Genomic DNA, 26,531 nt, shown 5'->3' with positions numbered 1-26,531 from the left:
TCCCGAAAGGAACCGCAATGAACTCCCGTACCATCGCATCCGCCTCGCTCGCCGCGATCGCCGCCGGCACGCTGCTGCTCGCCGGCTGCTCCTCCAGCTCCGCAGGGGGCTCCGGCGCCCAGGGCGACGAGCTCGAAGGTCTCACCGGCGAGATCGGCTCGAAGGATTTCTCGGAGCAGTACATCCTCGCCTACATGACGGCCGAGCTGCTCAACGCCCACGGCGCGGACGTCGAAGCCAACACCAAGCTCGTCGGATCCGCGAACGTGCGGCAGGCGCTCGAGAACGACCAGTTCCTCGGGTACTGGGAGTACACGGGCACCTCGTGGATCACCTACAACGGCAACACCGCACCCGTGCAGGGCGCCGAGGCGCAGTTCGACGCCGTGAAGAAGGCCGACGCCGAGAACGGCATCGCATGGCTGGATCCGGCTCCGTTCAACAACACCTACGCCTTCGCGATCCGCCAGAGTGAAGCCGAGAAGCTGGGTGTGAAAACGCTCAGCGACGTGGCGAAGCTGCCGGGCGCAGACCAGACCTTCTGCATCGAGAGCGAGTTCTCGACGCGGGACGACGGCTGGCCCGGACTCAAGGCCGCCTACGGCTTCGACGCTCCGGACGCGAACGTCACCATGCTCGACACCGGGGTCATCTACACCGCGACCCAGAAGGGCGACGACTGCAACTTCGGCGAGGTCTTCCAGACCGACGGCCGTATCCCCGCACTCGACCTGGTGGTCATGGCGGACGACAAGGAGTTCTTCCCCAGCTACCAGGGCGGCTTCACGCTCAAGCAGAGCACGTTGGACGAGTACCCGGCGATCGCCGACGTGCTGGCGAAGCTGAGCCCGCTGCTGACCACCGAGGTCATGCAGGAGCTCAACGCCAAGGCCGATGTCGACGGTGAGGATCCCGAGGACATCGCGATCGACTGGCTCGAAGAGCAGGGACTCATCTGATGACCGCGTCCCTCCAGATCGGCGAGAGCTTCGTCGGAGAAGGCGTGAACGCGGCGCACATCAACACCGTGCTCGGTCATCGCGAGGGCCCGGCGGGGACGGCATGGGCCACCGCCCTCGCCAGCCCCAGCGCAGGGCACGTGCCCTTCGTCGCCGTGCTCCGGCCTTCCCTACCGGTCAAGCCGATGACCCTGTTCGTCACCAAGGCGGCCCCGGTCGGCGACGAGCACGGCCTCCTCATCTGGGGCCCCGCGCAGGCGGGCGTGGCGGCCGGCGTCGCGGATGCCGTGGCCGAGGGGGCCATCCCCTCCGAGTCCGCGGAGACGCACGCCCTCATCGCCGCGGTGTGGGTGAACCCCGCAGCCGACGACGCCGAGGCCGTCTACCGGAACAACCGCGAGGCCACGCGCACCGCACTGGTGAACGGCGCCGGTGGGCTGCCGCTCCTCGACGAGGTGCTCGCTGCGCGGCACGAGCCACGTAATCCCTTCTTCACCCCCTCCACTCCGATCTCGAAGGACACGCACGACCGATGAGTTCTCCCACCCCCGTCCTCGACCCCGAACGCGTCGAGACCCGGCCCACCGTCGGCTTCATCGGCCTCGGCAACATGGGCTCCGGCATGACGTTCAACCTGCAGGCTGCCGGCTTCCCCCTGGTGGTCACCGATCTCCGACGCGAGTCGGCGGACGCGCTGATCGCCGGCGGTGCGACGTGGGCGGACACGCCCCGCGAGGTCGCCGCATCCAGCGACCTCGTGATCACGATGCTGCCGACGCCGAAACACGTCGAAGCCGTGGCGACGGGCCCGGAAGGTCTCGTCGCCGGGCTTCCCGACGGCGGCACCTGGATCGACATGTCCACCTCCGTGCCCGATGTGCTGGACGGCGTCAGGGCCTCGACCGCCAGCCGCGGTCTGCACCTGGTCGATGCGCCCGTGAGCGGGATGTCGGTGGGGGCGGCGAACGGAATGCTGCAGATCTTCGTGGGAGGGGAGGCCGCAGACGTCGAGCGGCTGCGCCCCGTGTTCGAGGCGATGGGCGACCCGGAGCGGATCCTCCATGTGGGCGGTCACGGCGCCGGGTACGCAGTGAAGCTCATGATCAACCAGCTGTGGTTCTCGCACCTGGTTGCGACCGCCGAGGTGCTCTCGGTCGGCGTCGCGGCGGGCGTCGACCTCGGTGTGCTTCGCGACGCGCTCATCGCGAGCCCGGCGAACAGCACCTTCGTCTCCCGCGACGTGCTGTCCATCCTCGACCACGGCGACTACGACGAGGGGTTCGCGATCGCACTCGCGTGCAAGGACCTGGGCCTCTCCATCGACCTCGCTCGATCGGTGGGAATGCCGGTGGAGGTGTCCTCGCTCGTCGAGCAGATCTTCCGTCGGGCGCGCGCCCGTTACGGAGACCGTGCCGGCGAGATGACACCCGTGCGCCTGTACGAAGAGGTCCTCGGACGCGACCTGCGTCGGGAGGTGGCCGTATGAGCGCCGCTCGCGAGCTCGACGTCATCGCCTCCATACCGAAGGGCCTGTTGATCGGCGGGCAGTGGCGGGACGCAGCCTCAGGGCATACCTTCGCGGTTCACGACCCGTCGACCGGCGACGTGCTCGCCGAGGTGGCCGACGCGACGCCGGAGGACGGCATGGCGGCGCTGGATGCGGCCGCCGCAGCACAGGCGGCCTGGGCAGCGACCGCTCCGCGTGAACGGGGTGAGATCCTGCGCCGGGCATTCGACATCGTCACGGCACGCGCGGAGGACTTCGCACTCGTCATGACCCTCGAGATGGGCAAGCCGCTCGCCGAGTCGCGTGCCGAGGTCGCCTACGGAGCCGAGTTCCTGCGCTGGTTCTCGGAGGAGGCGCCGCGCATCTCGGGGCGCTACGCCACCGCACCGGACGGCCGCAATCGACTGCTCGTCGCGAAACGCCCCGTGGGACCCAGCCTTCTCATCACGCCCTGGAACTTCCCGCTCGCGATGGCGACACGCAAGATCGCTCCGGCGCTCGCCGCCGGGTGCACCTCGGTGCTCAAGCCTGCGGCGCTCACGCCCCTCACAGCCCTGCTCTTCGCCGAAGTCCTGCGCGAGGCCGGGGTGCCGGACGGGGTCGTGAACGTCATCCCGACCAGCCGCGCGGGTGCGGTCACCGGGCCACTCATCGCCGATCCCCGCCTGCGCAAGCTCTCCTTCACCGGATCGACCGAGGTGGGACGACGGCTGATCGCCGACGCCGCCCACCAGGTGCTGCGCGTGTCGATGGAACTCGGCGGCAACGCACCGTTCCTCGTCTTCGAGGACGCCGACATCGATGCGGCCGTCGAAGGAGCCCTCCTCGCGAAACTGCGCAACGGCGGGGAGGCATGCGTGGCGGCGAACCGATTCCTCGTCCACGAGAGCGTGGCCGACGTCTTCACCTCCCGCCTCATCGACCGCATGGCCGGCTCCGTGAATGCGCGCGGCACCGACCCGGAATCGACGCTCGGCCCGCTCGTCGACCAGTCGACCCGGGACAAGGTCGTCGAGCTCGTGTCCGGCGCTGTCGAGGACGGCGCGCGCATCGCACTCGGCGGAAGCGTTCCGCAGGGTCGTGGGTACTTCTACCCTGCGACCGTGCTCGTCGATGTGCCTCGGGACGCCCGCATCCTCCAGGAGGAGATCTTCGGCCCGGTCGCGCCGATCACGACCTTCCGCGACGAGGACGAGGCGGTGCGGCTCGCCAACGCCTCCGAGTACGGCCTCGTGTGCTTCGCGTACACGCAGGACCTCAATCGCGGTCTCCGTCTGGCCGAGCGGCTCGAGACAGGGATGTTCGGCCTCAACACCGGCCTCGTGTCGAACCCGGCTGCCCCGTTCGGGGGCGTCAAGCAGTCCGGCATCGGTCGTGAGGGCGGGTTCGAGGGGATCGACGAATACCTCGAGACGACCTACATCGGCATCGCCGATCCGTTCGCTGGCTCTCTTTCCTGAAGGATCATCGTGCACATCACCGAATTCTCCCTCGATCACTTCTCACTCCAGGGCAGACGAGCGATCGTAACGGGCGGGAACACCGGCCTCGGTCAGGCGTTCACGCTCGCCCTCGCCAAGGCGGGAGCCGACGTGTTCGTCCCCACCCTCTTCGATGACGGTGGCGAGACCGCTGCGCTCCTCACCGAGGCCGGGGTCGGCTACCGGGAGCTGCGCATCGACATCACCGCCGACGGGGCACCTGCCCGGGTGATCGATGCATGCGTCGAGGCGTTCGGGGGGCTGGACATCCTGGTGAACTCCGCCGGGATCAGCCGCATCGCGGACGTGACCGATTTCGGCCGCGCGCAGTGGGACCCCATGGTCGCGGTCAACCTCACCGCCGCGTTCGAGATGTCGCACGAAGCGGCCAAGCGGATGATCCCGCAGGGTTCGGGGAAGATCATCAACATCGCCTCGCTGTTCTCGTTCCTTGGCGGACTCGGGTCGCCCGCCTACGCGGCGACCAAGCACGGCATCGCCGGTCTCACCAGGGCGTACGCCGACGAGCTCGGCAGCCACGGCATCCAGGTCAACGCGATCGCCCCGGGATATTTCGCGACTCCCCTCACCTCCGATACCAGGGCCGACGACGAGGCGAACCGCCGCATCGTCGACCACACCCCGGCGGGGAGGTGGGGGGACGTCGCCGACCTCATGGGGGCGACCGTCTTCCTCGCCAGTCCCGCCTCCGACTTCGTCAACGGACATGTGCTGTCGGTCGACGGCGGCTACCTGGTGCGCTGACAGCGGCGCGCCTCCACACCCAAAGAACAGGACACCCTCCCCATGGTCACTTCACGATCCGCTCTCTCACGCGAGGAGATCGTCACCCGCATGCAGGAGCTCCTCGGCGCCGACCAGGTCGAGACCGAGGCACAGGCGCTGCGCGAGGCGAGCGTCGACCGCTTCAAGAAGTACACCTCGGTGCACGGCATCTTCGACGGCCCGATCCCGGCCGCGATCGTCTATGCCCGCTCGACGGCGGACGTCTCGGCGATCCTCGCGTTCGCCGCGGAGAATCTCGTCAACGTCGTGCCCCGCACCGGACGCACGGCGACCGAGGGCGGCCTCGAGACGATCGTCGAGGACTCCCTCGTGCTCGACGGCTCCCGCATGGACGCGATCCTCGAGATCGACCCCGTCGACATGATGGTCACCGCGCAGTGCGGAGTTCCCCTGCAGGTGCTCGAGGACACGTTGCGGGCGCGGGGCCTGACGACAGGGCACTCTCCGCAGTCCAAGCCTCTCGCACAGATGGGAGGACTCGTCGCGACCAGGTCCATCGGCCAATTCTCCACCCTGTACGGCGGGATCGAGGATATGGTCGTCGGGCTCGAGGCGGTGCTCCCCGAGGGAGACGTCGTGCGGGTCAAGAACGTCCCGCGTCGTGCGGCCGGCCCCGACATCCGCCACATCGTGATCGGCAACGAGGGAGCGCTCGCGGTCATCACCGAGGTCACCGTCAAGGTGTTCACGTACCAGCCCGAGAACAACCGCTTCCTCGGGTATCTGGTCGATTCGCTCCCCGCCGGTGTGGCCGGTCTTCGCGAGATCGTCGTCGCCGGCTACCGGCCCTCCGTCGCGCGCGCGTACTCCGAGGAGGATGCGGCGCAGCACTTCTCGCACTTCGCGGGGGGCAGAGCGGTCGTGGTCGTCGTCGCCGAGGGACCGAAGGGCGTGGCCGATGCCACGGCCGCGGGAGTCGAGGAGATCTTCGCCGGAATCCCGCACGAGAAGGTCGACCCGGCGCTGATCGAGGAATGGTTCGACAACCTCAACTGGGGTCAGGACAAGATCGACGCCGAGAAGCGCGAGATGCTCCAGAACGCACGCCTCGGCTACACCACAGAGGTGTCGATCGACTGGTCGGGCGTGGAGGAGCTGTTCGAGTCCGTGATGCTCCGTGCCAGGACCGAGTTCCCACGCGCGGCCGACCTGACGCTGCTCGGCGCGCACTCGTCGCACAGTTACCAGACCGGCACCAACCTCTACTTCGTGTACGACTACGACATCCGGTGCGAGCCGCGCGAGGAGATCACCGAGTACCACGAGCCCCTCAACGCCATCGTGGTCGAGGAGGCGCTGCGTCTGGGCGGCTCGATGGTGCACCACCACGGCATCGGCAAGTACCGCACGCCGTGGACCCACGAGGAGCACGGCAGCGCGTACCGGCTGCTGCGGATGCTCAAGGACGGGCTCGACCCCAGGGGGATCATGAATCGGGGAACCATCTACCCGCTGGAGCACGGCGAGCTGACGGCGTGAGCGCAACGGCGCCGGGCTACGTCGTCGCGATCGACAACGGCTCCCAGAGCACGAAGGTGCTCATCGTCGACGGGACGGGCGTCGTGCACGCCAGCGCGCGAGCAGCCCTGCGCCCGTACTCCTCGCCGGCGCCCGGTAGATGGGAGCACCCGGACGACGATCTGTGGGACTCGATCGTGGCCGCCGTCCGCAAGGCGATGGCGGAGTTCTCCGGAGACGCCACGGAGATCCGCGGTGTGGGCCTGTGCACCATCCGCTTCTGCCGGGCGGTACTGCGCGCCGACGGCACCTTGGCGCAGCCCGTCATGAGCTGGATGGACGAGCGGCTTTCGCGAGCCTACGAGAGGGAGGTCGAAGACGCGGTGTACGTCACCACGTCGTCCGGATACCTCGGGCACCGGCTCACGGGGGAGAGGCGCGATGCCGCAGGGAACGTACAGGGGGTCTGGCCGATCGATGCGGATCGCTGGGGGTGGAGCGACGATGCGGATGAATATGCCCGCGCCGGTATGCATCCCTCGATGCTGTTCGAGCTCGTGGCGCCGGGCGAGCCCCTCGGCCGGTTGACCCAGCGCGCCGCCGAGCTTACCGGTCTGCCCGCCGGGATTCCGGTGATCGCGACCTCGAACGACAAGGCCGTGGAGGCACTGGGCGCCGGCCTCCGCGATGAGGGCGATGCCCTGTTGTCGCTCGGGACCTACGTGGCGACCATGACGCCGGGTGATCGGCCGCTGCCGGAGCACCCGGACGTCTGGACGAACTTCGCCGCGGAGCCGGGCGCGTTCCTCTACGAGAGCGGAGGTGTGCGCCGTGGGATGTGGACGGTGAGCTGGTTCCGTGACCTGCTGTCGGGCGCCGACGTCACCATCTCCGAAGAGGAGTTGAACCGGGGCGCCCAGGACGTGCCCGTCGGTGCCGGCGGCCTGGTCGCTGCTCTGGACTGGCTCGCGCCCGCCGATGAACCGTGGCGACGCGGCGCCCTCGTCGGGTTCGACGGCACGCAGGGACGCTTCCACATCCACCGGGCGATCCTCGAGGCTCTCGCGATCGAGACCGAGGCGGCGGACTCCCGTGCCAGACGGGTACTCGGTCGCCCCCGCAGCGGCCTGCTCGTCACAGGCGGCGGGAGCGCATCGACGCTCATGCTGCGCATCCTCGCCGCGGTGTACGGAGTCCCGGTGCGGGTGCCCCTGGTGCACGACGCCGCCGGGATGGGGGCGGCGATCTGCGCGGCCGTCGGCACCGGCATTCACCCCTCGTGGGACGCTGCCATGGCCTCGATGGTCGCGGTGGGGGCGGAAGTGGACGTGGACCCCGAAGCGAGAGCAGCCTACGCCGAGGTGCAGCGGACCTATGCGCGAGTGCTGCCGCGCGTGCGAAAGCTGTTCGAGGGGGAGGAAGTGGCGCCGGTCAGCGCCAGATGACGGCGAGTCCCGCGTTCAGGAGTGCCAGGATGCCGATCAGCCAGAACACGGCCGGCGGCACGGCGTCTCCGCGCTTCTGTCGCGCCGAACCGATGCCGAGGAGCGCGCCGATGATGACCAGCACGACCAGCTTGACGCCGATCTTCACGTAGTTGAGGTCGTAGTCGATGCCCCACGGCGCGGCGAGGGCGAGACCTGCGACACCGGCGATCGCGAGACCGTAGTCCATGATCTTCGTGATCTGGCGCTTACCGCCGAAGGCCTGCGCGGCCCAGGCGCCGAAAAGCACGGCGAAGCCGATCAGGTGGATGAACACGACGATATGACGCAGGGTCTCCATGCCCTCACCGTACGAGCGTGGAGCCCTCCTGCGCTAGCAAGGGCAGGCTGACCTCAGCCGCGGAGCTCCCTCGTGACGAGAGCGGTGCGCAGGGCGGCATCGGCCGCCTCGGCGCCCTTGTCCTCCTTGGAACCCTCCAGCCCCGCGCGGTCCAGTCCCTGCTGCTCGTCGTCGAGAGTCAGCACGCCGAAGCCGACGGGCTTGCCGGCATCCAGTGCGACCCGAGTGAGGCCGTCGGTGGTCGCCGCCGAGACGTACTCGAAGTGCGGGGTTCCGCCGCGGATGATCACGCCCAGCGCGACGACCGCGTCGGCTCCCCCGGCGAAAGCGGCCTGCGCGGCGATCGCGAGCTCGAAGGAGCCGGGCACGCGCACGAGCCGGTGCGTGGCGTCGGCGGCGTCGAGCACGCGCTCCGCCCCGGCGATCAGGCCGTTCGAGATCGTCTCGTGCCAGGTGCCGGCGATGATGACGACGTTCAGACCCCGCCCGTCGATGTTTCCTGTCTCGGGTGCTCCTGCGCCGCTCATTCGTCGTCCTTTCCGTGGGCGAGTGCCTCTGCGAGGTCTGCTTCGCCGATGATGTGACCCATCCGGTCACGCTTGGTCTCGAGGTACTGGTGGTTGTTCGGACCCACTCCGACGATCAGCGGCACCTGCTCGATCACGTCGAGGCCGAGTTCGCGCAATTGCGCGACCTTGTCGGTGTTGTTCGTCAGCAGACGCACCTTCGATACGCCGAGGTCCGAGAGGATGCCGGCCGCCGCGGCGTAGTCGCGCGCATCTGCGGGCAGGCCAAGAGCGAGGTTGGCATCGACCGTGTCGAGGCCCTCCTCCTGCAGGCTGTAGGCGCGCAGCTTGTTGATCAGGCCGATCCCTCGCCCCTCGTGGCCGCGCATGTAGATGACGATCCCGCCCTCCTTCTCGATCGCGTCGAGTGCGGAGTCGAGCTGTGGGCCGCACTCGCACTTCAGCGACCCGAACGCCTCGCCGGTCAGGCACTCCGAGTGCACGCGTACCAGCGCGGTGTCGCCAGGCTCGCCGGAGACGACCGCGATGTGGTCGGTGCCGGTGATGCGGTCCTTGTACGCGAGGAAGCGGAACGTGCCGTGCGTGGTCGGGACGGTGGCGTCGGCGCGCAGGCTCACGCGGCGTCCGTGGTGCGCACTGGGCGTCGCGCCATCGGGGTCGATCTCGTTCAGGTGGGCGATCAGCTGCTCGATCGTGATCACGGGTACGCCGTCTCGCGCACCGAGCTCGATGAGTCCGGGCAGGCGCATCATGCTGCCGTCCTCCGCGACGACCTCCGCGATCGCTCCGACCGGGCGGAGCCCCGCCAGCTTCATGAGCTCGACGGCGGCCTCGGTGTGGCCGCTGCGCTCGCGCACGCCGCCGTCGACCGCCCGCAGAGGCAGTACGTGGCCCGGGCGGATGATGCTGGTCGACGTCGACTCCGGGTTCGACAGCACGTTCAGCGTGTGGGCGCGGTCATGGGCGCTGATGCCGGTGGTGACCCCCTGCGCGGCGTCGACGCTCACGGTGTAGGCGGTCGAGCGGGCGTCTTCGCTGGCGGCGACCATCGGCGGCAGGTTGAGGTGGTCGGCGAGGTCGGCGGGCATCGGGGCGCAGATGAAACCGGACGACCAGCGCACGGTCCACGCCACCCACTCCGGCGTCGCGAGCTCTGCCGAGAGGATGACATCGCCCTCGTTCTCGCGGTTCTCATCGTCGGCGACGAGGACGGGTCGCCCGGCGCGCAGGGCTTCCAGGGCTTCGTCGATGGTGGAAAGGCTCATCGCGAGCCTCCTTCCGGTGCAGCCCGGAACGCGAGGAGGCGTTCCACGTGGCGGGCGAGGATATCGGTCTCCAGGTTCACGCGGTCCCCCACGGCGCGGACGCCGAGGGTCGTCGCGGCGAGGGTCTCGGGGATCAGCGAGACCTCGAACCACGGAGAGGGGTCTGCAGGGGCGCTGACGGCGCTCACCGTCAGCGAGGTGCCGTCGACCGAGATGGAGCCCTTGTCGACGACGAGTGGGGCGAGATCGGCGGGCAGACTGATCCGGAGCACGCTCCACTGCGCGCCGGGCCGCACCTCGAGCACCTCGCCGACCCCGTCGACGTGGCCCTGCACGATGTGTCCGCCGAGTCGGGCGCCCACCGGCATGGCCTTCTCGATGTTCACGCGGGTGCCGATGGTCGCCGACCCGATCGCGGCCACATCGAGCGTCTGCTTCATCACGTCGGTGTCGAAGGTGTCCGCGGTCGAGCCGACCACGGTCAGGCACACGCCGGAGACGGCGATCGACTCGCCGTGCACGGCATCCGCAGCGGCGCGGGGCGCGCGCACGGTGAGTCGCCAGCCGTCGCCCGCGGGGGTGATCGCGGTGATCTCGCCCATCTCCTCGATGATTCCGGTGAACATCAGGCGGCTCCTTCGCTCTGGGGGTTCGTGGTTTGCGCAGGGTCCGCCGCGTCCGCGGGGTGTGCGACGGCGAGCAGGTCCTCGCCGAGAGGTACCCATTCGTCGACGACGAGGCGGCGCGCCTCGCCGATGGATCCGACGCCGATCTCCGTCAGGGCGAGCCGGCGTCCGCCCAGCAGCACGGGCGCGATGTAGGCGAGCACCCGGTCGGCCAGCCCCGCCGCGATGAAGGCGCTGGCGAGCGTCGGGCCGCCCTCCACGAACACGCTCTGCACGCCGCGGGCATGGAGGTCGGCCGCGACGGCATGCAGGTCGCGGGTGTCGAAGAACAGGGGCGTCTGCGGGTGGCGATGCACCGCTGCCGCGGCGGGTGTGGGCCGCGTTCCGATGATCACGGGGATCGGCTGATGCGGGTGCAGAGCTTCACCGTCGCGGGCCGTGAGAGCGGGGTCGTCGGAGAGCACCGTTCCCGTGCCGACGACGATCGCATCGGCCGCTGCCCGGCGACGGTGCACGTCGGTGCGGGCTGCGGATCCGGTGATCCACCGGCTCGACCCGTCGTCGGCGGCGGCGCGGCCATCGAGGCTCTGCGCCCACTTGACGGTGATGTGCGGACGGCCGAGTCGCTGGGCGGTCAGCCATCCGGCGATGAGGGCGTGCGCGGCATCCGCCTGTTCGCCGGACTCGACCTCGACGCCGGCAGTGCGCAGACGTTCCGCGCCGCCCCCGGACACCGCGCCGGGATCGTCGAGAGCGTAGACCACCCGTGAGATGCCCGCCTCGATCAGGGCGACGGCGCAGGGGCCAGTGCGGCCGGTGTGGTTGCAGGGTTCGAGTGTGACCACGGCCGTCGCGCCTTCGGCTTCGCCGGGAGCGAGTTTCGAGAGAGCGTCGACCTCGGCGTGCGGAGTGCCGGCGCCGTGGTGCCAGCCCTCGGCGAGCACGGTGCCGTCGGGGGAGAGGATGACCGCGCCGACCTGCGGGTTCGCCCCGCGGGGCCCGCGAGCGGCGAGATGGAGAGCGCGGTCCATCGCGGTGCGCTCTGCCGCGTTCACTGCCATCCGTCGTCCTCCTCTGAGGCTCCGGATTCGGGCAGGGATGGCGGAACGGACGCACGTATGCGTCTCGTGCTGCCTCCCTTCCGGACTAGCGAGGTCTCCCTCGCATCACCGTCGGTCCCGGAATTCCACCGGATCGGCATCTCGATCTCTCGAGACGCTCGCGGACTGTCACCGCCGGTTCGGATTCCCACCGACCCCGGAGCACGTTGTTGATCTGAGTGTAGTCAACGCATCTGCGCAGATTTCATTCCAAGACATGCATCCGGGTGCGCCACGCGCTCGCCGTCACTTGAGAAGCCGGGACAGACGCCGGTCGGCGAGCACCTTGCCGCCCGTCTGGCAGGTGGGGCAGTACTCGAGCGAACGGTCGGCGAAGAACACGCTGCGGACCGTGTCGCCGCACACCGGGCAGGCCTCCCCCCGGCGGGCGTGCACCTGCATCCCACGGCGCTTCGCATCCTTCAGGTCGGCCGGTGGCTTGCCGGAGGCTTCGGCGACCGCTTCGGTGAGCGTCTCGCGCATGGCATCGAAGAGGCGATCGATCTCGGCACCGTCGAGCGTGTCGGCGATCGCATACGGCGACATGCGAGCGGCATGCAGGATCTCGTCCGAGTACGCGTTGCCGATACCGGCGATGACCGCCTGGTCGCGCAACAGCCCCTTGATCTGCATGCGGCGGCCGTCGAGCAGGGCGGCGAACGTCTCGCGCGTGAACGCCTCGTCGAGCGGATCGGGTCCGAGCCTGGCGATGCCCGGCACCTCCTGCGGATCGCGGACGACATACACCGCGAGCGACTTCTTCGTGCCCGCCTCCGTGAGATCGAACCCGCTCCCGTCGTCGAGCGCGACGCGCAGGGCGATCGGCGACTTGCCCGGCTTGATGAGCGTCGTGGGGAGGGTCTCGTACCAGCGCAGCCAGCCGGCCTTCGCGAGGTGGAACACCAGGTGCAGTTCGTCGCCGCAGGAGAGCACGACGAACTTGCCGAGACGGGTCGACGCCGTGATCGTCTGCCCCTGAAGCGCATGGATCGGCGGATCGTACGTCTTCAGCGCGGCGATCGCCGAGACGGTGGCGCGCGTGATCGTGTGCCCCACGGCGCGCTCGTCGAGGAAGGTGGACAGCCCCTGGACTTCCGGCATCTCCGGCATGCGTTCATCCTGTCATCGGCCGCCGACACTGTCACCCTCGGCTGCCGAGGTCATCGCTCGCCGCGCGGTCACGAACCTCAGAGGATGGGCCAGTCCACCGGCGTGCGGTCGTCGCTCGGCAGCAGCCCGGCCATCCAGCCGTCGTCCCGGCCGCGCGGGCCCGTGAGCGCTTGCCGTTGCAGTCCCTCGTACCGGAAGCCGAGGGCGCGCGCAGCGCGGGCGGAGGGGACGTTGCCCGCGACGGCCTGCCAGCGGATGCGCACCAGCCGGAGTCCGACGAACCCCCAGTCGACCACTGCCCTCCCCGCCTCTGCGAGATAGCCCTTGCCCCTGGCCGCCTCCGTCACCCAGTAGCCGAGCTCGGCAGTCGCGCCGGTGAAGTGCTCGGTCATGTTGTGCAGACCGATCATGCCGACGAGTTCGCCATCCGCGTACATGCCCCAGACGACCTCCGACCCGGTGTCCCACTGCGCGGCGACCATGCGCACGAACTCTGCGGCGTCCTCGCGACCGTACGGACTCGGAACGGTCGTCCAGCGCGGGATCTCCGGGTCCTGGCAGGCATCCGTGATCGCATCGATGTCCGCCTCCGTCGGGGCGCGGAGGACGAGGCGTTCGGTGGTGAGGACGACGGATTCCATCCCGACAGCCTAGGGAGAACGATGCCCCTGCGAACGCGGAGCGGCCGGAGTGTCGGTGGGCGCGACTAGTCTTGTCCGGTGACTGTTCCGGGGATTCTGCGCGCCTTGGAAGAGGCGTCTCTGTACCGCGATGCCCTCAGCTGGGCGCGCACCGACGCCGATCTCGGCCTGGTCGACGGGCTCGATGCGCCCGCGCTCGCCGGGCTGCTCGAGAAGCGCGCCGCGGCAGGGCACCCCGCCGCCCTGCTCGCCGTCGTCCCCACGGGCAGGAGGGCGGAGAGCCTCGCGCTCGCGATGCACGCCTACCTTCCGGAGGCCGATGTCCTGACCTTCCCGGCCTGGGAGACGTTGCCGCACGAGCGGCTCAGCCCGAGCCCCGACACGGTCGGCCAGCGGCTGCAGACCCTGCGCCGGATCGCCGAGTGGTCGGGCGATCACCCGCTCGTCGTCGTGGCATCCGTGCGCGCCGCGCTCCAGCCGATCGCGGGCAACCTGGGAGAGATCGCCCCGCTCGAACTCGCCGTCGGCAGCAGGGGGAACGAACTCGACCTCGCGGTGGAGCAGCTGGTCGAGCGGGCTTACTCGCGCGTCGACATGGTGTCCCGTCGCGGCGAGTTCGCGGTGCGCGGCGGCATCCTCGACGTCTTCCCTCCGACGTCGGAGCATCCGTATCGCGTCGAGTTCTTCGGCGACGAGATCGATCAGATCCGCGCGTTCTCGGTCGCCGATCAGCGCTCGTTGCCCGGCGACGTCACCGGTGTCGATCTGCCTCCCACCCGCGAGCTGCTGCTCACCGCCGAGGTCCGAGATCGTGCCCGTGCCCTGGTCGGAGGCTTCCCCGCGATCTCGGGAATGCTCGAGAAGATGGCCGAGGGTATCCCGGTCGAGGGCATGGAGTCATTGCTCCCCGCCGTCGCAGGGCCGCTGAAGTCGCTGGCCGAGTACCTGCCCGTCGGCAGCGCCACGGCGATCATCGACCCGGAGCGTTCGAGTGCGCGTGCCATCACCCTCGGCGACACGAATCGCGAGTTCCTCGATGCCGCGTGGAGCGCCGCGACCTCGGGGGCGTCGGCTCCCATCGACCTCGGTGCCGGCGATTTCCTGACGATCGCCGAGCTGCGCGAGGTCGTGCGGGATCGGGACGGCGTGTGGTGGCGGCTCAGCCCGTTCGGAGCCGGGCTCGGCGAGGGCGACGCGGACGCCACGAACCTCGGCGCCGCCGTCATCCCGTCCTTCCACGGCAACGTCGACGGCGCGATCTCCTTCGTCGAGGCGAAGCTGACCGACGGGTGGCGCGTCGTCGTGATCGCGGCCGGTGGCGGTCTGGTCGACCGCGCACGCGACGTGCTCGCCGACCGCGGCCTGGCCGCCCGAGTGGTCGAGACGCTCGGCGATGCACCGGAGGGCGGCGTCGCGACGCTGGTCATCGGGTCCGTGGAAGCCGGCTTCCAGGTGGCGGAGGCGAAGCTCGCGGTCCTCACCGACAACGAGTTCTACGGCCGCACGATCGGCGGTGACCAGCGGGTGGTCAAGAAGCTCGCATCGCGCCGCAAGAACGTGGTCGACCCGCTGCAGCTCAAGCAGGGCGACTTCGTGGTGCACGCCACCCACGGCATCGGCCGCTTCGTCGAGATGACCAAGCGCGAGGTGTCCACCGGCGGACGCAACGCCACGAAGTCGATCCGCGACTACCTCGTGCTCGAGTACGCGCCCTCCAAGCGCGGGTACCCCGGCGACAAGCTGTTCGTTCCGACGGATCAGCTCGACCTGCTCTCGAAGTACGTCGGTGGCGAGGCCCCCACGCTCTCGAAGATGGGCGGCAGCGACTGGTCGCAGGCCAAGGGCAAAGCACGCAAGGCCGTCCGCGACATCGCCGTCGAGCTCGTGAAGCTCTACTCCGCCCGGATGAGCGCGAAGGGCCACGCGTTCGGCCCCGACACCCCGTGGCAGCGCGAACTCGAAGAAGCCTTCCCGTTCGCCGAGACCCAGGACCAGTTGCAGACCATCGACGAGATCAAGGCCGACATGGAGCGGCCGATCCCGATGGACCGTCTGCTCTCGGGCGATGTGGGCTTCGGCAAGACCGAGGTCGCCGTCCGTGCCGCGTTCAAGGCGATCCAGGACGGCAAGCAGGTCGCCATGCTCGTGCCGACGACGCTGCTCGTGAAGCAGCACCTCGAGACGTTCACGGAGCGCTTCGCGGGCTTCCCGGTGAAGGTGCGGCCGCTGTCGCGCTTCCAGACCGACAAGGAGGCGCGCCTCACCCTGCAGGGCCTGCTGGAGGGCTCGGTCGACATGGTGATCGGCACCCACCGCATCCTCACCGATCAGGTGATCTTCAAGGACCTGGGCCTGATGATCATCGACGAGGAGCAGCGCTTCGGCGTCGAGCACAAGGACGCGCTCAAGAAGATGAAGACGAACGTCGACATCCTCGCTATGAGCGCGACCCCGATTCCGCGCACACTGGAGATGGCGGTCACCGGCATCCGCGAGATGTCGACCCTGGCGACGCCACCGGAGGACCGGCATCCGATCCTCTCGTTCGTCGGTCCCCGCAGCGACAAGCAGATGGCGGCGGCGATCCGACGCGAGATCCTGCGCGAAGGCCAGGTGTTCTTCGTGCACAACCGGGTGCAGTCGATCCAGCGGGTCGCGAGCGAGCTCGCCGAACTGGTGCCGGAGGCCAGGATCGCGGTCGCACACGGTCAGATGGCCGAGCACCAGCTCGAACAGGTCGTCGACGACTTCTGGGAGCGCAAGTTCGACGTGCTCGTGTCGACGACCATCATCGAGACCGGACTCGACATCGCGAACGCGAACACGATCATCATCGACCGCGCCGACAAGTACGGACTCAGCCAGCTGCACCAGCTGCGCGGCCGCGTCGGTCGTGGGCGAGAGCGCGCCTACGCCTATTTCCTGTACGACGAGATGAAGCCGCTGAGCGAGACTGCCGCCGACCGTCTGCAGACGATCGCGGTCAACAACGAACTCGGGTCGGGGATGCAGGTCGCGCTCAAGGACCTCGAGCTGCGTGGTGCGGGCAACATGCTCGGTGCCGAGCAGGCCGGTCATATCGCCGGCGTGGGCTTCGACCTCTACTTGCGCATGATCGGCGAGGCCGTGGCGACCTTCCGCGGCGACGAGGTCGAGACCGGGCAGGAGCTGCGGCTCGAGCTGCCCCTCGACGCGCGCATCCCCGAGTACTACATCGACAGTGAGCGGCTGCGCCTCGAGGCGTACCAGAAGCTCTCCGCCGCATCCGCTGCGACCGCGAAGGACGATGCCATCGATCTCGTCGTCGAAGAGCTCGTCGACCGCTACGGCACTCCGCCGGAAGAGGTCGAAGGGCTGCTGGCCGTCTCGCGCCTTCGTCGTCGTGCGGCACGGGCGGGGCTGACGGACGTCGTGGTGATGGGGTCGAACCTGCGCATCGCGCCCGCGCGGCTCGAGGACTCGATCAAGGTGCGGCTGCAGCGTCTGTACCCGAAGGCGAAGCTCGTCTCCGGGGGAGAGGCTCTGGTCGTGCCGATGCCCACGGTCCCTGCTGCAGTCGGCGTGGGGCTCGAACCCCTGCCCGATGCGCAACTGCTCGAGTGGGTCGGACAGCTGTTCACGGCGATCTTCCCCGAACCGGTCAAGGCCGAGTAGCGCGGGGCCCCGGGCGGCAGTACTAGTCTGGCCGCATGTTGTACGAGCACCTCGGGGCTCGCCCCCGCATCCATGACACCGCCGTCATCGCCCCCACCGCCGTCGTCTCCGGAGACGTGGAGATCGGGCCGGGCTGCCAGGTGCTGCACGGCGCCGTGATCACCGCCGAGGGAGGCGCGATCACCCTCGGTGAGCACGTCATCGTCATGGAGAACGCGCTCATCCGGGCGACTGCGGCGAACGCGGTGCACATCGGATCGCACACCCTGATCGGCACGCTGTCGAGCATCGCCGGTGCGACCGTGGGGGAGGAGACGTTCCTCGCCTCGGGGTCGAGGGTGTTCAACGGCTCCCTGATCGGATCGCGCTGCGAGGTGCGCGTCAATGCGATCGTGCTCCGCCGCGCGGTGCTGCCTGAGGGCACCGTCGTGCCGATCGGCTGGGTGGCTGTCGGCGATCCGGTGCAGCTGTTTTCGCCCGACCGGGAGGAGGAGATCGCGGCGGCGCAGCCCGACCTCGACTTCCCCGGGCACGTCTTCGGGGTCGACCGGGACACCCCCGACCTGATGGTGCAGCTGACGGAGCGCTACGGCAGCTCGCTGGCACGGCATGCGCAGGATGTGAGCCTCGACGCGCACCGCGGGCAGTCCCACGCATGACGGGCGACGTGGGCCTGGTCCGCCCCGCCGTCAGCACGGCCGACGCCGCGCGGATCGCCCTCGACTGCTGGGGGATCGCGGCGACCGCGGAGGAGCTGGGCAGCAACCAGGATCGGAACTTCCTGCTCACCACGCAGGATGGGGCGAAGAGCGTGCTGAGGATCGACAACCCGGTGTTCGGCGATGACGAGCGCGAGGCGCAGCACGTCGCACTCGATGCCTACCGTGACGCAGGCGTCGAGGTCCCGGCGGTCCTCCCGGGGCTCGACGGCGCGCTCACCCAGCGCTGGAACGGCTTCGCCGCGCGGCGCAGCGAGTGCGCGCCGGGCGAGCCGATGGTGGATGCCGGATACCTCGCGCCCGTCGTGCTCGCGGAGTTCGGGGCGCTGGCCGGCGCATCCGTGAACGCGCTGTCGGCGCTGGATCATCCCGGCCTCGACCGTCGGCAGATGTGGGACATGCGCGTCGCGTACGAGCAGATCGATGCGCTCGCGCCGTCGATCGCCGATGCCGCGCTCCGGGGACGGGTGCTGCGCGCCGCGGCCAAGGCGCATGCCGCCGTCGAGCCTCTCGCCGACCGGCTCCCCGTGCAGGCGATCCACGGCGACCTCACGGACGACAACGTGATGGGGGAGCGCGGCGACGACGCACGGCTGCACCCGCGCACGGTGCTCGATCTCGGCGACCTCGGGCTCGGCTGGCGCGTCGCCGAGCTGGCGGTGTGCGCGGCATCGATGCTGCATCACGAGCCGGAGCGGCCGTTGCGGGTGCTCGAGACCATCGCTGCCTTCCACCGTCATGCACCTCTGAGGGACGCGGAGGCGAGAGCGGTCTGGCCGCTCGTGGTGCTGCGCGCTGCCCTGCTGGTCGCGAGCGGGTGGCGTCAGCTGGAGATCGACGGGGACAACGACTACGCGCGTGAGAGGGTCGCGGGCGAGCAGGCGATCTTCGACGCCGCGACACTGCTGCCGCTCGTCGAGATGACAGAGCACGTGCTCGCCACGGTCGGCGTCGATGAGGGCCCCGGCTTCGATGCGGCGGATGTGGTGACCGATCCTGACGCCGCTCCGCTGGCCGCGCTCCTGCCGGATCTCACCGGTCGCGTCGCCGTGATCGATCCGGGCGTCGAGTCGGCGGACCTCGACGGCGGACGCTGGCTCGAGGAGACGTCGGAGCGGGAACTGGTCGCCGAGGCGATCGAGCTCGGGGTCGCCGTAGCGGTGCTGCCCTACGGGGTGTTCCGACTCACCCGGGCGCGCATCGACGAGGCCGCGTCGGGGGAGACGTGGGCGACGTCGTGCGAACTGCATCTCCCTCCGGGCCCTCGTGTGAGGGTGGCGGCTCCGGCGAGCGGGCGGGTGACGCAACGGGGCGGGGTGGCCCGTCTCGTCCTCGATCTCGACGGTGTTGGAGACGACGGTGTTGGAGACGACGGTGTTGGCGACGACGGTGCTGGCGACGACGGTGCTGGCGACGGTGCAGGCGACGACGGTGCTGGCGACGGTCACGACTGGGTGCTGCAGATCTCGGGGCTCGATGCGGAGGAGCGGCGCGAGCGCCCCGTGGACGTCGGCGAGACCGTGGGCTGGATCGCTGCCGCATTCGAGCCGCGGCGCCTGACCGTCGGCATCCACCGCGATGATGCTCCCGAACGTCAGGCGGACGGTGCGCCACTCGTCGCGCCCGAGCGCGTCCCGGCGTGGAGCCGTCTTACCGCCGACCCCGCCCCGCTGCTCGGGCTGCCGTCGTTCGTGCAGCGCGACGACGCGGCCGCGGAGTTGCGGCGACGTGAGCGGATCTTCGCCTCCGCGCAGGAGCGCTACTACGAGCGTCCTCCGCAGATCGAACGCGGATGGCGGCACCATCTGATCGACACCACAGGGCGCACCTATGTCGACATGGTGAACAACGTCGCCGGCCTCGGTCACGCGCATCCGAAGGTCGCGGAGGCGGCAGGCCGCCAGCTGCGCACCCTGGCCACGAATTCCCGCTTCCTGTTCCGCGACCTCGCGGAGTACAGCGAACGGCTGCTCGCCCTGATGCCGGAAGGAAGCGGGCTCGACACCGTGCTGCTGGTCAACAGCGGCTCCGAGGCGGTCGATCTGGCGATCCGTCTGGCCCAGGCCGCGACCGGACGACGCACGGTCGTCGCACTGCGCGAGGCATATCACGGCTGGACCGCGGCGAGCGATGCGGTCACCACCAGCGCGTACGACAACCCCTCCGCGCTCGAGACGCGTCCCGACTGGGTGCACGTCGCGGATGTGCCCAACCGCTTCCGCGGCACGTATCGAGGGGCGGATGTCGCCGCCGACTACCTCGCCGACCTCGCGAGCGATCTCGACCGGCTGCAGGACGAGGGGCGGGAGGTCGCAGCGTTCCTCTGCGAGTCGATCCTCGGCAACGCGGGCGGCGTGGTGCTCCCCGAGGGCTACGTGGATGGTGCCTATGCGCAGATCCGGGCGGCGGGCGGGCTGTGCATCGCCGACGAGGTGCAGGTCGGGTTCGGGCGGATGGGGTCCGCCTTCTGGGGGTTCGAGCTCGCAGGCGTCGTGCCGGACATCGTCACGATCGCGAAGCCCATGGGCAACGGTTACCCGATCGGCGGTGTGATCACGTCGAAGCGCATCGCGGACGCGCTGTCGACGCAGGGGCAGTTCTTCTCATCGGCCGGAGGCAGCTCGCTCAGCTGTCGTGTCGGACTCGCGGTGCTCGACGCCATGGTCGAGGACGACCTGCAGCGCAACGCCGCCGTGATCGGCGCCCGCCTCGCCGAGGGGCTTCGCGGTCTCGTCGATCGGCATCCGCTGGTGGCCGTCGTGCACGGGGAGGGCCTGTATCTCGGCGTCGAACTCGTGCGTGACCGCGACACGATGGAGCCGGCGGCCGCAGAGGCCGCGGCGATCTGCGAGCGGATGCGCGAGCTCGGTGTGATCGTGCTGACCACCTCCGAGAGATCCAACGTCCTGAAGATCAAGCCGCCGCTGTGCCTCACAGCCGACAGCGCCGACCATGTCGTTGCGATGCTGGATCGGGTGCTCGCCGAAGGATGGTGACCGCGCGACGGGTCTTCGAATCCCGCGGTCGGTCCGATTGTTAAAAGCGCATTTCGAACCGAATTCGCCGTAGCGCAGATGATTCCCTCCGGTCCATACTGTTGCTCAGCGTCGGACGACCCGAAGTCCGACCCATGCGCTGTCCCCCGAGGAGTACCCATGGCCACGAAGACGAAGCCGCTCGCGCAAGGCGGAGGAACGCTGAAGAGAAACCTCGGGCTGTGGGCGATCGTCGGCCTCGGTCTCGGGTACATGACGCCGACCGTCGTGTTCGACACCTTCGGCATGGTCGCCCGAGACACCGACAACGTCGTACCGGCGGCCTACCTCGTCGCCCTGGTCGTGATGGTCTTCACCGCGATCAGCTACGGCAAGATCTCCGGTGCGATCCCGAGCGCCGGGTCCGCATACACGTACGTGCGCGAGTCGATCCACCCGAACCTCGGCTTCATGGTCGGCTGGACGTCGCTCATCGACTACGTGCTGCTGCCGATGGTGAACTGCCTCATCATCCGCAGCTACCTCGAGGCGCTGTTCCCCGAGATCCCCGGGTGGATCTGGGTGGTGCTCTACTGCATCCTCGTCACGAGCATCATCTACCTGACGATGCGCGGCACCTCGAACATGAACATGATCCTGCTGGTGTTCTCGATCGTCGTGATGGCCGTGTTCGTCGTGATGGTCGTCGCACAGCTGATGCGCGGCGACGGTGCGGGCACGGTCGCCTCGCTGACGCCGATCTTCCACGACGGCGCCACCATGGGGGCGGTGCTGATGGGCGCCACGATCGTGTGCTTCTCGTTCATCGGCTTCGATGCCGTCACCATGTACGCGGAGGAGGCGAAGGATCCGAAGATCATGCCGAAGGCGATTCTTCTCACCGTGCTGCTGGGTGGGGCGATCTTCCTGATCTCGGGCTACCTCACGCAGCTGCGTTTCCCCGACTGGAACGAGTTCGCCCCCGGCGGCGACATGCAGTTCGTCGAGGACTCGACGCTGCCGATCATCGGCAACCTGGTCGGCGGCCCCGTGCTCATGGCCGTGCTGACCGCGGCCGGTTTCTGCGCGACCCTGGCCTCCGGTCTCGCCTCGCACGCCTCGGTGTCTCGCATGCTGCTGGTGATGGGGCGCAACAACGTGCTGCCGCAGCGGGCGTTCGGCTACATCAACCCCCGCACCCACACCCCGACGTTCAACATCGTGCTGGTGGGCGCCATCTCGCTGCTCGCGATCCCCTTCACGCTCGAGCTGATCGCGGCGTGGATCAACTTCGGCGCGCTGATCGCCTTCACGTTCGTCAACATCTCGGTGATCGCGTGGTTCGCGATCCGCAAGGGCCGCCGCAAGACCCCGGGCGACATCTTCAGCTTCATCGTGATGCCGGGGATCGGCATGGTGCTCACCGGCCTGTTGTGGGCGAACCTGCACGAGGACGCGCTGCGCGGCGGTCTGGTGTGGACCGCGATCGGGGTGGTCTACCTCGCGATCATCACCAAGGGCTTCCGCAAGAAGGTCGTCGCGTTCGACGAGAACCAGGCGGTGACCGGGTACAACAAGGTGGTCAAGGTGCCGGTCGACGAGAGTTGACCCGCTCCGGTCGCGATATGTCAGCTCAAAAGGTGGAAACAGCTGACATATCGCGACCGGAAGGTCAGATGACGCCCTGAGCGAGCATCGCGGCGGCGACGCGCTCGAAGCCGGCGATGTTGGCCCCGGCCACGTAGTCGCCGGGGACGCCGTGCCGCTCCGCGGCGTCGAAGGCGGCGCCATGGATGTCGCCCATGATCTCGCGGAGCTTGTTCTCGCTGTCGCCGAAGCTCCAGCGCTGACGGGAGGCGTTCTGGCTCATCTCGAGCGCCGAGGTCGCGACGCCACCGGCGTTCGCGGCCTTGCCGGGGGCGAACAGCACTCCGGCCTTCTGGAAGGCGTCGACGGCGTCGGGCACGCAGGGCATGTTCGCACCTTCCGACACCGCGCGCACGCCGTTGGCGATCAGGGCCTCTGCATCGGCCAGGGAGACCTCGTTCTGCGTGGCGGAGGGCACCGCGATGTCGACGGGCACCTCCCACACGCTGCCGCCTTCCACGAAGCGGGCGCTCGGGCGACGGTTGGCGTACTCGACGATGCGGGCGCGCTCGACCTCCTTGATCTGACGCAGCAGGTCGAGGTCGATGCCGGCGTCGTCGACGACGTAGCCGGACGAGTCGGACGCCGTGACCGCGGTCGCACCGAGCTGGGTGGCCTTCTGGATCGCGTAGATGGCCACGTTGCCGGAGCCCGAGATGCCGACGCGCTTGCCGTCGAGGGAGTCGCCGTGCACGGCGAGCATCTCCTGCGCGAAGAACACCGCGCCGTAGCCGGTGGCCTCGGTGCGCACCTCGGCCCCGCCCCATCCGGTGCCCTTGCCCGTGAACATGCCCGACTCGTGGCGGTTGGTGGCCTTGCGGTACTGGCCGAACAGGTAGCCGATCTCGCGGCCGCCGACGCCGATGTCGCCCGCGGGGACGTCGGTGTGCTCGCCGAGGTGCCGGTAGAGCTCGTTCATGAACGACTGGCAGAAGCGCATGACCTCGGCGTCGGAGCGGCCGTGCGGGTCGAAGTCGGACCCGCCCTTGCCGCCGCCGATGCCCTGACCGGTGAGCGCGTTCTTGAAGATCTGCTCGAAGCCCAGGAACTTGATGATCGACAGGTTCACCGAGGGGTGGAAGCGCAGCCCGCCCTTGTACGGGCCGAGCACGGAGGAGAACTGGATGCGGTAGCCGCGGTTGACGTGCAGCTTCCCGGCGTCGTCGATCCACGGCACACGGAAGAGGATCTGGCGCTCGGGCTCGACCAGGCGCTCGAGGATGCCGCCGTCGACGTATTCCGGGTGACGCTCCAGGACGGGTGCGATCGAGTGCAGCACCTCGTGGACGGCCTGGTGGAACTCCGGCTCGTGCGGGCTGCGGGAGAGCACCGTGTCGAAGACAGGCTGCACGGAGTCGGCGAGCGGATGGAAGTCAGCAGGGGACGTAGCGGTCACGCGGAAGGGCTTTCTGGTGGGGGATGGGGTGCGGGCGATCGTGTCGCGCGCGAAAGCAGAGCCGGGTGAGGCGGAGGTTTCACTCTAGCGTCGGCCACAGCCGCGTCAGCGCACCCGGCGGGAGGGCTCGGGTCACCCGGTGTTCTGCAGCCCGGCGGCGACCCCGCTGACCGAGAGCAGCAGCAGCCGCTGCTGCTCCGCGTCGGCTCCGGAGCCGGTCGGGCCGTGATCCGCCGAACGCAGGGCACGCAGCGCCCGGAGCTGCAGGAGCGAGAGGGCGTCGACGTAGGGGCTGCGCAGCTGCACGGCCCGCTGCAGCACGGGCTTGTTCTCGAGGAGTCCGGTGCCGCCGGTGAGACGGATCACCCAGCGCCGCGTGAGGGCGAGCTCGTCCAGCACGAGCTGGGCCAGGTCGTCGCGGTCGCCGAGGGCGAGGTACTGGCGGGCGATGCGCTCGTCGGTCTTGGCGAGGCTCATCGCGACGTTGTCGATCATGGTGCGCAGCAGCGGCCACTCCCGGTACGCCTCGACGAGAAGTTCCTCGTCGCCGACGGCTTGCAGGGCGGAGCCGAGTCCGAACCAGCCGGCGAGGTTGATGCGGGCCTGCGTCCAGGCGAACACCCACGGGATGGCGCGGAGGTCCTCCAGCGACTCGACCGACAACCCGCGTCGTGCCGGGCGCGAGCCGAGCGCGAGCAGACCGATCTCCTCCATCGGGGTCACGGTGGCGAACCACGATGCGAACCCCTCGGCCTTCACCAGCGAGAAGAAGCGCTCACGAGAGGCCGCGTCCATCGCCGAGGCGACCTCGGCGTAGCGCTCTGCCGCACGGCTGGTGCGCTCCTCCTCGGTGGGGGACGACGCCAGCAGGGTGGCCGCGGCGACCTGGTCGATGTGCCGCATCGCGATCGCGGGCTCGCCGTAGCGCGCGAAGATGACCTCGCCCTGCTCGGTGAGCTTGAACCGGCCGTCGACGGAGTGCGGCGGCTGCGCCAGGATCGCCGAGTTGGCAGGCCCGCCCCCTCGTCCGAGTGCGCCGCCACGACCGTGGAAGAGCGTCAGCTCGATGTCGTTGTCCTGCGCCCAGCGGGCGATCTTCTCCTGGGCTTCGTACAGCGCCAGGTTCGCGGCGACGGGGCCCACGTCCTTCGACGAGTCCGAGTAGCCGAGCATGACCTCGAGCCGGTTGCCGGTCGCGGCCATGCGCTCGCGGAACTCCGGGAAGGTCACGGCCTCGGCGAGGATGCCCGGGGCGGCCTGGAGGTCGGCGAAGGTCTCGAACAGCGGCACGACGTCGAGCACAGGCGCATCGTCGCCGAGCGCGTATCGGGCGAGACGGTGCACGTTGGCGAGGTCGGAGGCTGCCTGGGTGAAGGAGACGACGTACCGCCCGGCCGCACGCAGACCCCGGTCGTGCTGGATGTCCGCGATCGCGCGGAAGACGTCGAGCACCTCTTCGGTCTGTGCGCTGACGGCTTCGCCCGCATCGAGCTCGGCAAGAGCCTTCGCGTGCACCTGGGAGTGCTGACGCACCTCGAGCTCGGTCAGGTGGAAGCCATAGGTCTCGACCTGCCAGATGAGGTGCTGCACCCCGCCGAACGCGTGGCGCTTCGCGCCGGCATCCGCGAGCGACGCCTGCACCGCCCGCAGGTCGGCGAGCAGTTCCTCGGGACGCGCGTAGGGCTGGCCGCCGTCTCCGCGGCGGGTGTCGGCGACGCGGCGCGCCAGCACGAGCAGCACGCGACGGTGCGGCTCATCGGGGGAGCGGGTGGCGAGCTCGGCCGCCAGGTCGGGCTCCGTCTGGGCGAAGCGCTCCCAGAGCGCCGTGACCTCGGCGCTCGGCGGCGTGTCGTCGGCGGCGAGAGTGAGGGTCCGGCCGATGCGCCCCAGCGCGCGCTCGAGGCCGCGGAGCACATGGTCCGCCGCGATCTGCGACGCCTCCCGCGTGACGGAGGCCGTGACGAACGGGTTGCCGTCGCGGTCACCGCCCACCCAGGAGCCGATGCGCACGAACGCGGGGACCACCGGAGCGCTCGCACCCGAATCGTCTCCGCGGAGGGCATCGTCGATACGGCGGTAGACGTGCGGCACCGTGGTGAAGAGCGTCTCGTCGAACACACCCATCACGGTGCGCACCTCGTCGGTCGGAGTCGGCTTCTGCGACCGCAGCGGGGCCGTGCGCCAGAGCGTGTCGATCTCCTCCAGCATGCGCCGGCGCGCACGGTGCTCCTCCGCACCGCGTTCGCTCGCCGCATCGTGCTGTGTGAGCAGCTCGGACAGACGGCGGATGCTCGACGACACCGCGCGACGGCGGGCTTCGGTCGGGTGCGCGGTGAAGACCGGGTGGAAGCGGAGCCCCTCCAGCCGACGTCGCGCCTCGTCGTCCCCCACCTCGGTGCGCAGGCGCGCGTATGCGGTGGCGACGGTGTCCGCGGTGTCCTCGCGACCCGGCTGACCGGCGCGCTCGCGCAGCACACGCACGCGCTGATGCTCCTCCGCGAGGTTCACGAGGTGGAAGTAGCAGGTGAAGGCGCGGGCGACCTCATCGGCACGGGCGACCGTGAACGACTCGGCGATGGCCGCGGCGCGCTCGAAGGCGTCCGAGGTCTCGTCCTCATAGGCCTGGATCGTGGCGAGGCGCAGACGTTCGACGTCGTCGAACAGGTCGTCGCCACCGGCCTCGCGCAGCACCTGACCGAGCAGCTGGCCCAGCATGCGGACATCGGTGCGCATGGCATCGGGGATGCCCTGGCCCGCCTCGAATCGGCCGATCACGCGGATGGCCTCGGTGTTCGTGGGTTCGGAGAAGGAGTGTGCGGGGGTCACCCCTCGAGAGTATCCCGCGTGCGAGGGGTCGCCTGCACGCATGACGAC

At 69.5% G+C, this 26,531-nt stretch carries 20 protein-coding genes and 1 riboswitch; of the genes, 11 read left to right on the top strand and 9 right to left on the bottom strand.

All coding sequences use genetic code 11. The features are described 5' to 3' along the window. Positions 1–17 precede the first annotated feature (17 nt). From AAY78_RS18170 to AAY78_RS18140, 7 genes are read left to right on the top strand one after another with little or no spacing between them, the layout of a single operon-like run. Positions 18–959: a glycine betaine ABC transporter substrate-binding protein gene (locus AAY78_RS18170; protein WP_052748837.1), complete on the top strand. Its 942-nt coding sequence runs from the start codon at positions 18–20 to the stop codon at positions 957–959. Continuing rightward, positions 959–1,495, top strand: coding sequence for a formaldehyde-activating enzyme (fae, locus tag AAY78_RS18165; protein ID WP_046749668.1), 537 nt, complete (start codon positions 959–961; stop codon positions 1,493–1,495). The genes AAY78_RS18170 and fae overlap by 1 nt, the downstream gene beginning before the upstream one ends. After that, entirely contained in the window at positions 1,492–2,445 is a 954-nt protein-coding gene (locus tag AAY78_RS18160; RefSeq protein WP_046749667.1) for an NAD(P)-dependent oxidoreductase, read from the top strand. The genes fae and AAY78_RS18160 overlap by 4 nt, the downstream gene beginning before the upstream one ends. Further along, positions 2,442–3,926, top strand: a complete 1,485-nt coding sequence (locus AAY78_RS18155; RefSeq protein ID WP_046749666.1) for an NAD-dependent succinate-semialdehyde dehydrogenase — start codon at positions 2,442–2,444, stop codon at positions 3,924–3,926. Before AAY78_RS18160 ends, AAY78_RS18155 begins: the two co-directional genes overlap by 4 nt. 9 nt (positions 3,927–3,935) lie before the next feature. Next, entirely contained in the window at positions 3,936–4,712 is a 777-nt protein-coding gene (locus AAY78_RS18150; protein WP_046749665.1) for an SDR family oxidoreductase, read from the top strand. Between the two features lie 42 nt (positions 4,713–4,754). Then, positions 4,755–6,233, top strand: coding sequence for an FAD-binding oxidoreductase (locus AAY78_RS18145; protein ID WP_046749664.1), 1,479 nt, complete (start codon positions 4,755–4,757; stop codon positions 6,231–6,233). After that, positions 6,230–7,657 (top strand): FGGY-family carbohydrate kinase, encoded by a 1,428-nt coding sequence (locus AAY78_RS18140; RefSeq protein ID WP_046749663.1) that lies wholly within the window; start codon positions 6,230–6,232, stop codon positions 7,655–7,657. The genes AAY78_RS18145 and AAY78_RS18140 overlap by 4 nt, the downstream gene beginning before the upstream one ends. Here AAY78_RS18140 and AAY78_RS18135 read toward each other — a convergent pair. From AAY78_RS18135 to AAY78_RS18105, 7 genes are all read right to left on the bottom strand, one after another. Next, a complete protein-coding gene (locus AAY78_RS18135; protein WP_046749662.1) occupies positions 7,644–7,997 on the bottom strand; it encodes a hypothetical protein in 354 nt (117 codons plus the stop codon). The genes AAY78_RS18140 and AAY78_RS18135 overlap by 14 nt on opposite strands. A gap of 53 nt (positions 7,998–8,050) precedes the next feature. Next, the gene (ribH, locus tag AAY78_RS18130) at positions 8,051–8,524 is read right to left on the bottom strand and encodes a 6,7-dimethyl-8-ribityllumazine synthase (protein ID WP_046749661.1); all 474 of its coding nucleotides are present in this window, start codon (positions 8,522–8,524) and stop codon (positions 8,051–8,053) included. Next, on the bottom strand, positions 8,521–9,789 hold the full coding sequence (locus AAY78_RS18125) for a bifunctional 3,4-dihydroxy-2-butanone-4-phosphate synthase/GTP cyclohydrolase II (RefSeq protein ID WP_046749660.1): 1,269 nt from the start codon (positions 9,787–9,789) through the stop codon (positions 8,521–8,523). The genes ribH and AAY78_RS18125 overlap by 4 nt, the downstream gene beginning before the upstream one ends. Continuing rightward, positions 9,786–10,415 (bottom strand): riboflavin synthase, encoded by a 630-nt coding sequence (locus AAY78_RS18120; RefSeq protein ID WP_046749659.1) that lies wholly within the window; start codon positions 10,413–10,415, stop codon positions 9,786–9,788. The genes AAY78_RS18125 and AAY78_RS18120 overlap by 4 nt, the downstream gene beginning before the upstream one ends. Further along, a complete protein-coding gene (gene ribD, locus AAY78_RS18115; RefSeq protein WP_046749658.1) occupies positions 10,415–11,476 on the bottom strand; it encodes a bifunctional diaminohydroxyphosphoribosylaminopyrimidine deaminase/5-amino-6-(5-phosphoribosylamino)uracil reductase RibD in 1,062 nt (353 codons plus the stop codon). Before ribD ends, AAY78_RS18120 begins: the two co-directional genes overlap by 1 nt. A 63-nt stretch (positions 11,477–11,539) precedes the next feature. Continuing rightward, positions 11,540–11,684: riboswitch (FMN riboswitch) on the bottom strand. Between the two features lie 77 nt (positions 11,685–11,761). After that, positions 11,762–12,625: an Fpg/Nei family DNA glycosylase gene (locus AAY78_RS18110; protein WP_046749657.1), complete on the bottom strand. Its 864-nt coding sequence runs from the start codon at positions 12,623–12,625 to the stop codon at positions 11,762–11,764. A 77-nt stretch (positions 12,626–12,702) separates the two neighbouring features. Next, positions 12,703–13,266 (bottom strand): GNAT family N-acetyltransferase, encoded by a 564-nt coding sequence (locus tag AAY78_RS18105; protein WP_046749656.1) that lies wholly within the window; start codon positions 13,264–13,266, stop codon positions 12,703–12,705. A gap of 78 nt (positions 13,267–13,344) precedes the next feature. Between AAY78_RS18105 and mfd the strand changes: the two genes are divergently transcribed. The 4 genes from mfd to AAY78_RS18085 all read left to right on the top strand — a co-directional run bounded on the left by mfd (position 13,345) and on the right by AAY78_RS18085 (position 22,222). Continuing rightward, positions 13,345–16,920 (top strand): transcription-repair coupling factor, encoded by a 3,576-nt coding sequence (gene mfd, locus AAY78_RS18100; RefSeq protein WP_046749655.1) that lies wholly within the window; start codon positions 13,345–13,347, stop codon positions 16,918–16,920. Between the two features lie 35 nt (positions 16,921–16,955). Continuing rightward, positions 16,956–17,579: a gamma carbonic anhydrase family protein gene (locus AAY78_RS18095; protein ID WP_046749654.1), complete on the top strand. Its 624-nt coding sequence runs from the start codon at positions 16,956–16,958 to the stop codon at positions 17,577–17,579. After that, positions 17,576–20,635 (top strand): aminotransferase class III-fold pyridoxal phosphate-dependent enzyme, encoded by a 3,060-nt coding sequence (locus AAY78_RS18090; RefSeq protein ID WP_046749653.1) that lies wholly within the window; start codon positions 17,576–17,578, stop codon positions 20,633–20,635. Before AAY78_RS18095 ends, AAY78_RS18090 begins: the two co-directional genes overlap by 4 nt. Positions 20,636–20,794: 159 nt before the next feature. After that, positions 20,795–22,222 (top strand): APC family permease, encoded by a 1,428-nt coding sequence (locus tag AAY78_RS18085; protein WP_231589750.1) that lies wholly within the window; start codon positions 20,795–20,797, stop codon positions 22,220–22,222. Between the two features lie 64 nt (positions 22,223–22,286). Here AAY78_RS18085 and gdhA read toward each other — a convergent pair whose 3' ends face one another. Both gdhA and AAY78_RS18075 read right to left on the bottom strand, forming a co-directional pair. After that, positions 22,287–23,657: an NADP-specific glutamate dehydrogenase gene (gdhA, locus tag AAY78_RS18080; RefSeq protein ID WP_046749652.1), complete on the bottom strand. Its 1,371-nt coding sequence runs from the start codon at positions 23,655–23,657 to the stop codon at positions 22,287–22,289. Positions 23,658–23,789: 132 nt separating this feature from the next. Next, positions 23,790–26,483 (bottom strand): phosphoenolpyruvate carboxylase, encoded by a 2,694-nt coding sequence (locus AAY78_RS18075; RefSeq protein ID WP_046749651.1) that lies wholly within the window; start codon positions 26,481–26,483, stop codon positions 23,790–23,792. Between the last annotated feature and the right edge of the window lie 48 nt (positions 26,484–26,531).

This window comes from Microbacterium sp. Ag1, from assembly GCF_001005635.1.
Taxonomy (GTDB): domain Bacteria; phylum Actinomycetota; class Actinomycetes; order Actinomycetales; family Microbacteriaceae; genus Microbacterium; species Microbacterium oxydans.
Note: the sequence above shows the minus strand (reverse complement) of the source record. Positions and strands in the feature narration are given on the sequence as shown.

What these genes read in the sequence shown, in the direction of transcription:
- AAY78_RS18095 (WP_046749654.1), top strand. Translation starts at nt 16,956, where the DNA reads ATGTTGTACGAGCACCTCGGGGCTCGCCCCCGCATCCATGACACCGCC.
- AAY78_RS18085 (WP_231589750.1), top strand. Translation starts at nt 20,795, where the DNA reads ATGGCCACGAAGACGAAGCCGCTCGCGCAAGGCGGAGGAACGCTGAAG.
- fae (WP_046749668.1), top strand. Translation starts at nt 959, where the DNA reads ATGACCGCGTCCCTCCAGATCGGCGAGAGCTTCGTCGGAGAAGGCGTG.
- AAY78_RS18160 (WP_046749667.1), top strand. Translation starts at nt 1,492, where the DNA reads ATGAGTTCTCCCACCCCCGTCCTCGACCCCGAACGCGTCGAGACCCGG.
- ribD (WP_046749658.1), bottom strand. Translation starts at nt 11,476, where the DNA reads ATGGCAGTGAACGCGGCAGAGCGCACCGCGATGGACCGCGCTCTCCAT.
- AAY78_RS18155 (WP_046749666.1), top strand. Translation starts at nt 2,442, where the DNA reads ATGAGCGCCGCTCGCGAGCTCGACGTCATCGCCTCCATACCGAAGGGC.
- AAY78_RS18125 (WP_046749660.1), bottom strand. Translation starts at nt 9,789, where the DNA reads ATGAGCCTTTCCACCATCGACGAAGCCCTGGAAGCCCTGCGCGCCGGG.
- ribH (WP_046749661.1), bottom strand. Translation starts at nt 8,524, where the DNA reads ATGAGCGGCGCAGGAGCACCCGAGACAGGAAACATCGACGGGCGGGGT.
- AAY78_RS18120 (WP_046749659.1), bottom strand. Translation starts at nt 10,415, where the DNA reads ATGTTCACCGGAATCATCGAGGAGATGGGCGAGATCACCGCGATCACC.
- AAY78_RS18145 (WP_046749664.1), top strand. Translation starts at nt 4,755, where the DNA reads ATGGTCACTTCACGATCCGCTCTCTCACGCGAGGAGATCGTCACCCGC.
- AAY78_RS18135 (WP_046749662.1), bottom strand. Translation starts at nt 7,997, where the DNA reads ATGGAGACCCTGCGTCATATCGTCGTGTTCATCCACCTGATCGGCTTC.
- AAY78_RS18110 (WP_046749657.1), bottom strand. Translation starts at nt 12,625, where the DNA reads ATGCCGGAGATGCCGGAAGTCCAGGGGCTGTCCACCTTCCTCGACGAG.
- AAY78_RS18170 (WP_052748837.1), top strand. Translation starts at nt 18, where the DNA reads ATGAACTCCCGTACCATCGCATCCGCCTCGCTCGCCGCGATCGCCGCC.
- AAY78_RS18105 (WP_046749656.1), bottom strand. Translation starts at nt 13,266, where the DNA reads ATGGAATCCGTCGTCCTCACCACCGAACGCCTCGTCCTCCGCGCCCCG.
- AAY78_RS18090 (WP_046749653.1), top strand. Translation starts at nt 17,576, where the DNA reads ATGACGGGCGACGTGGGCCTGGTCCGCCCCGCCGTCAGCACGGCCGAC.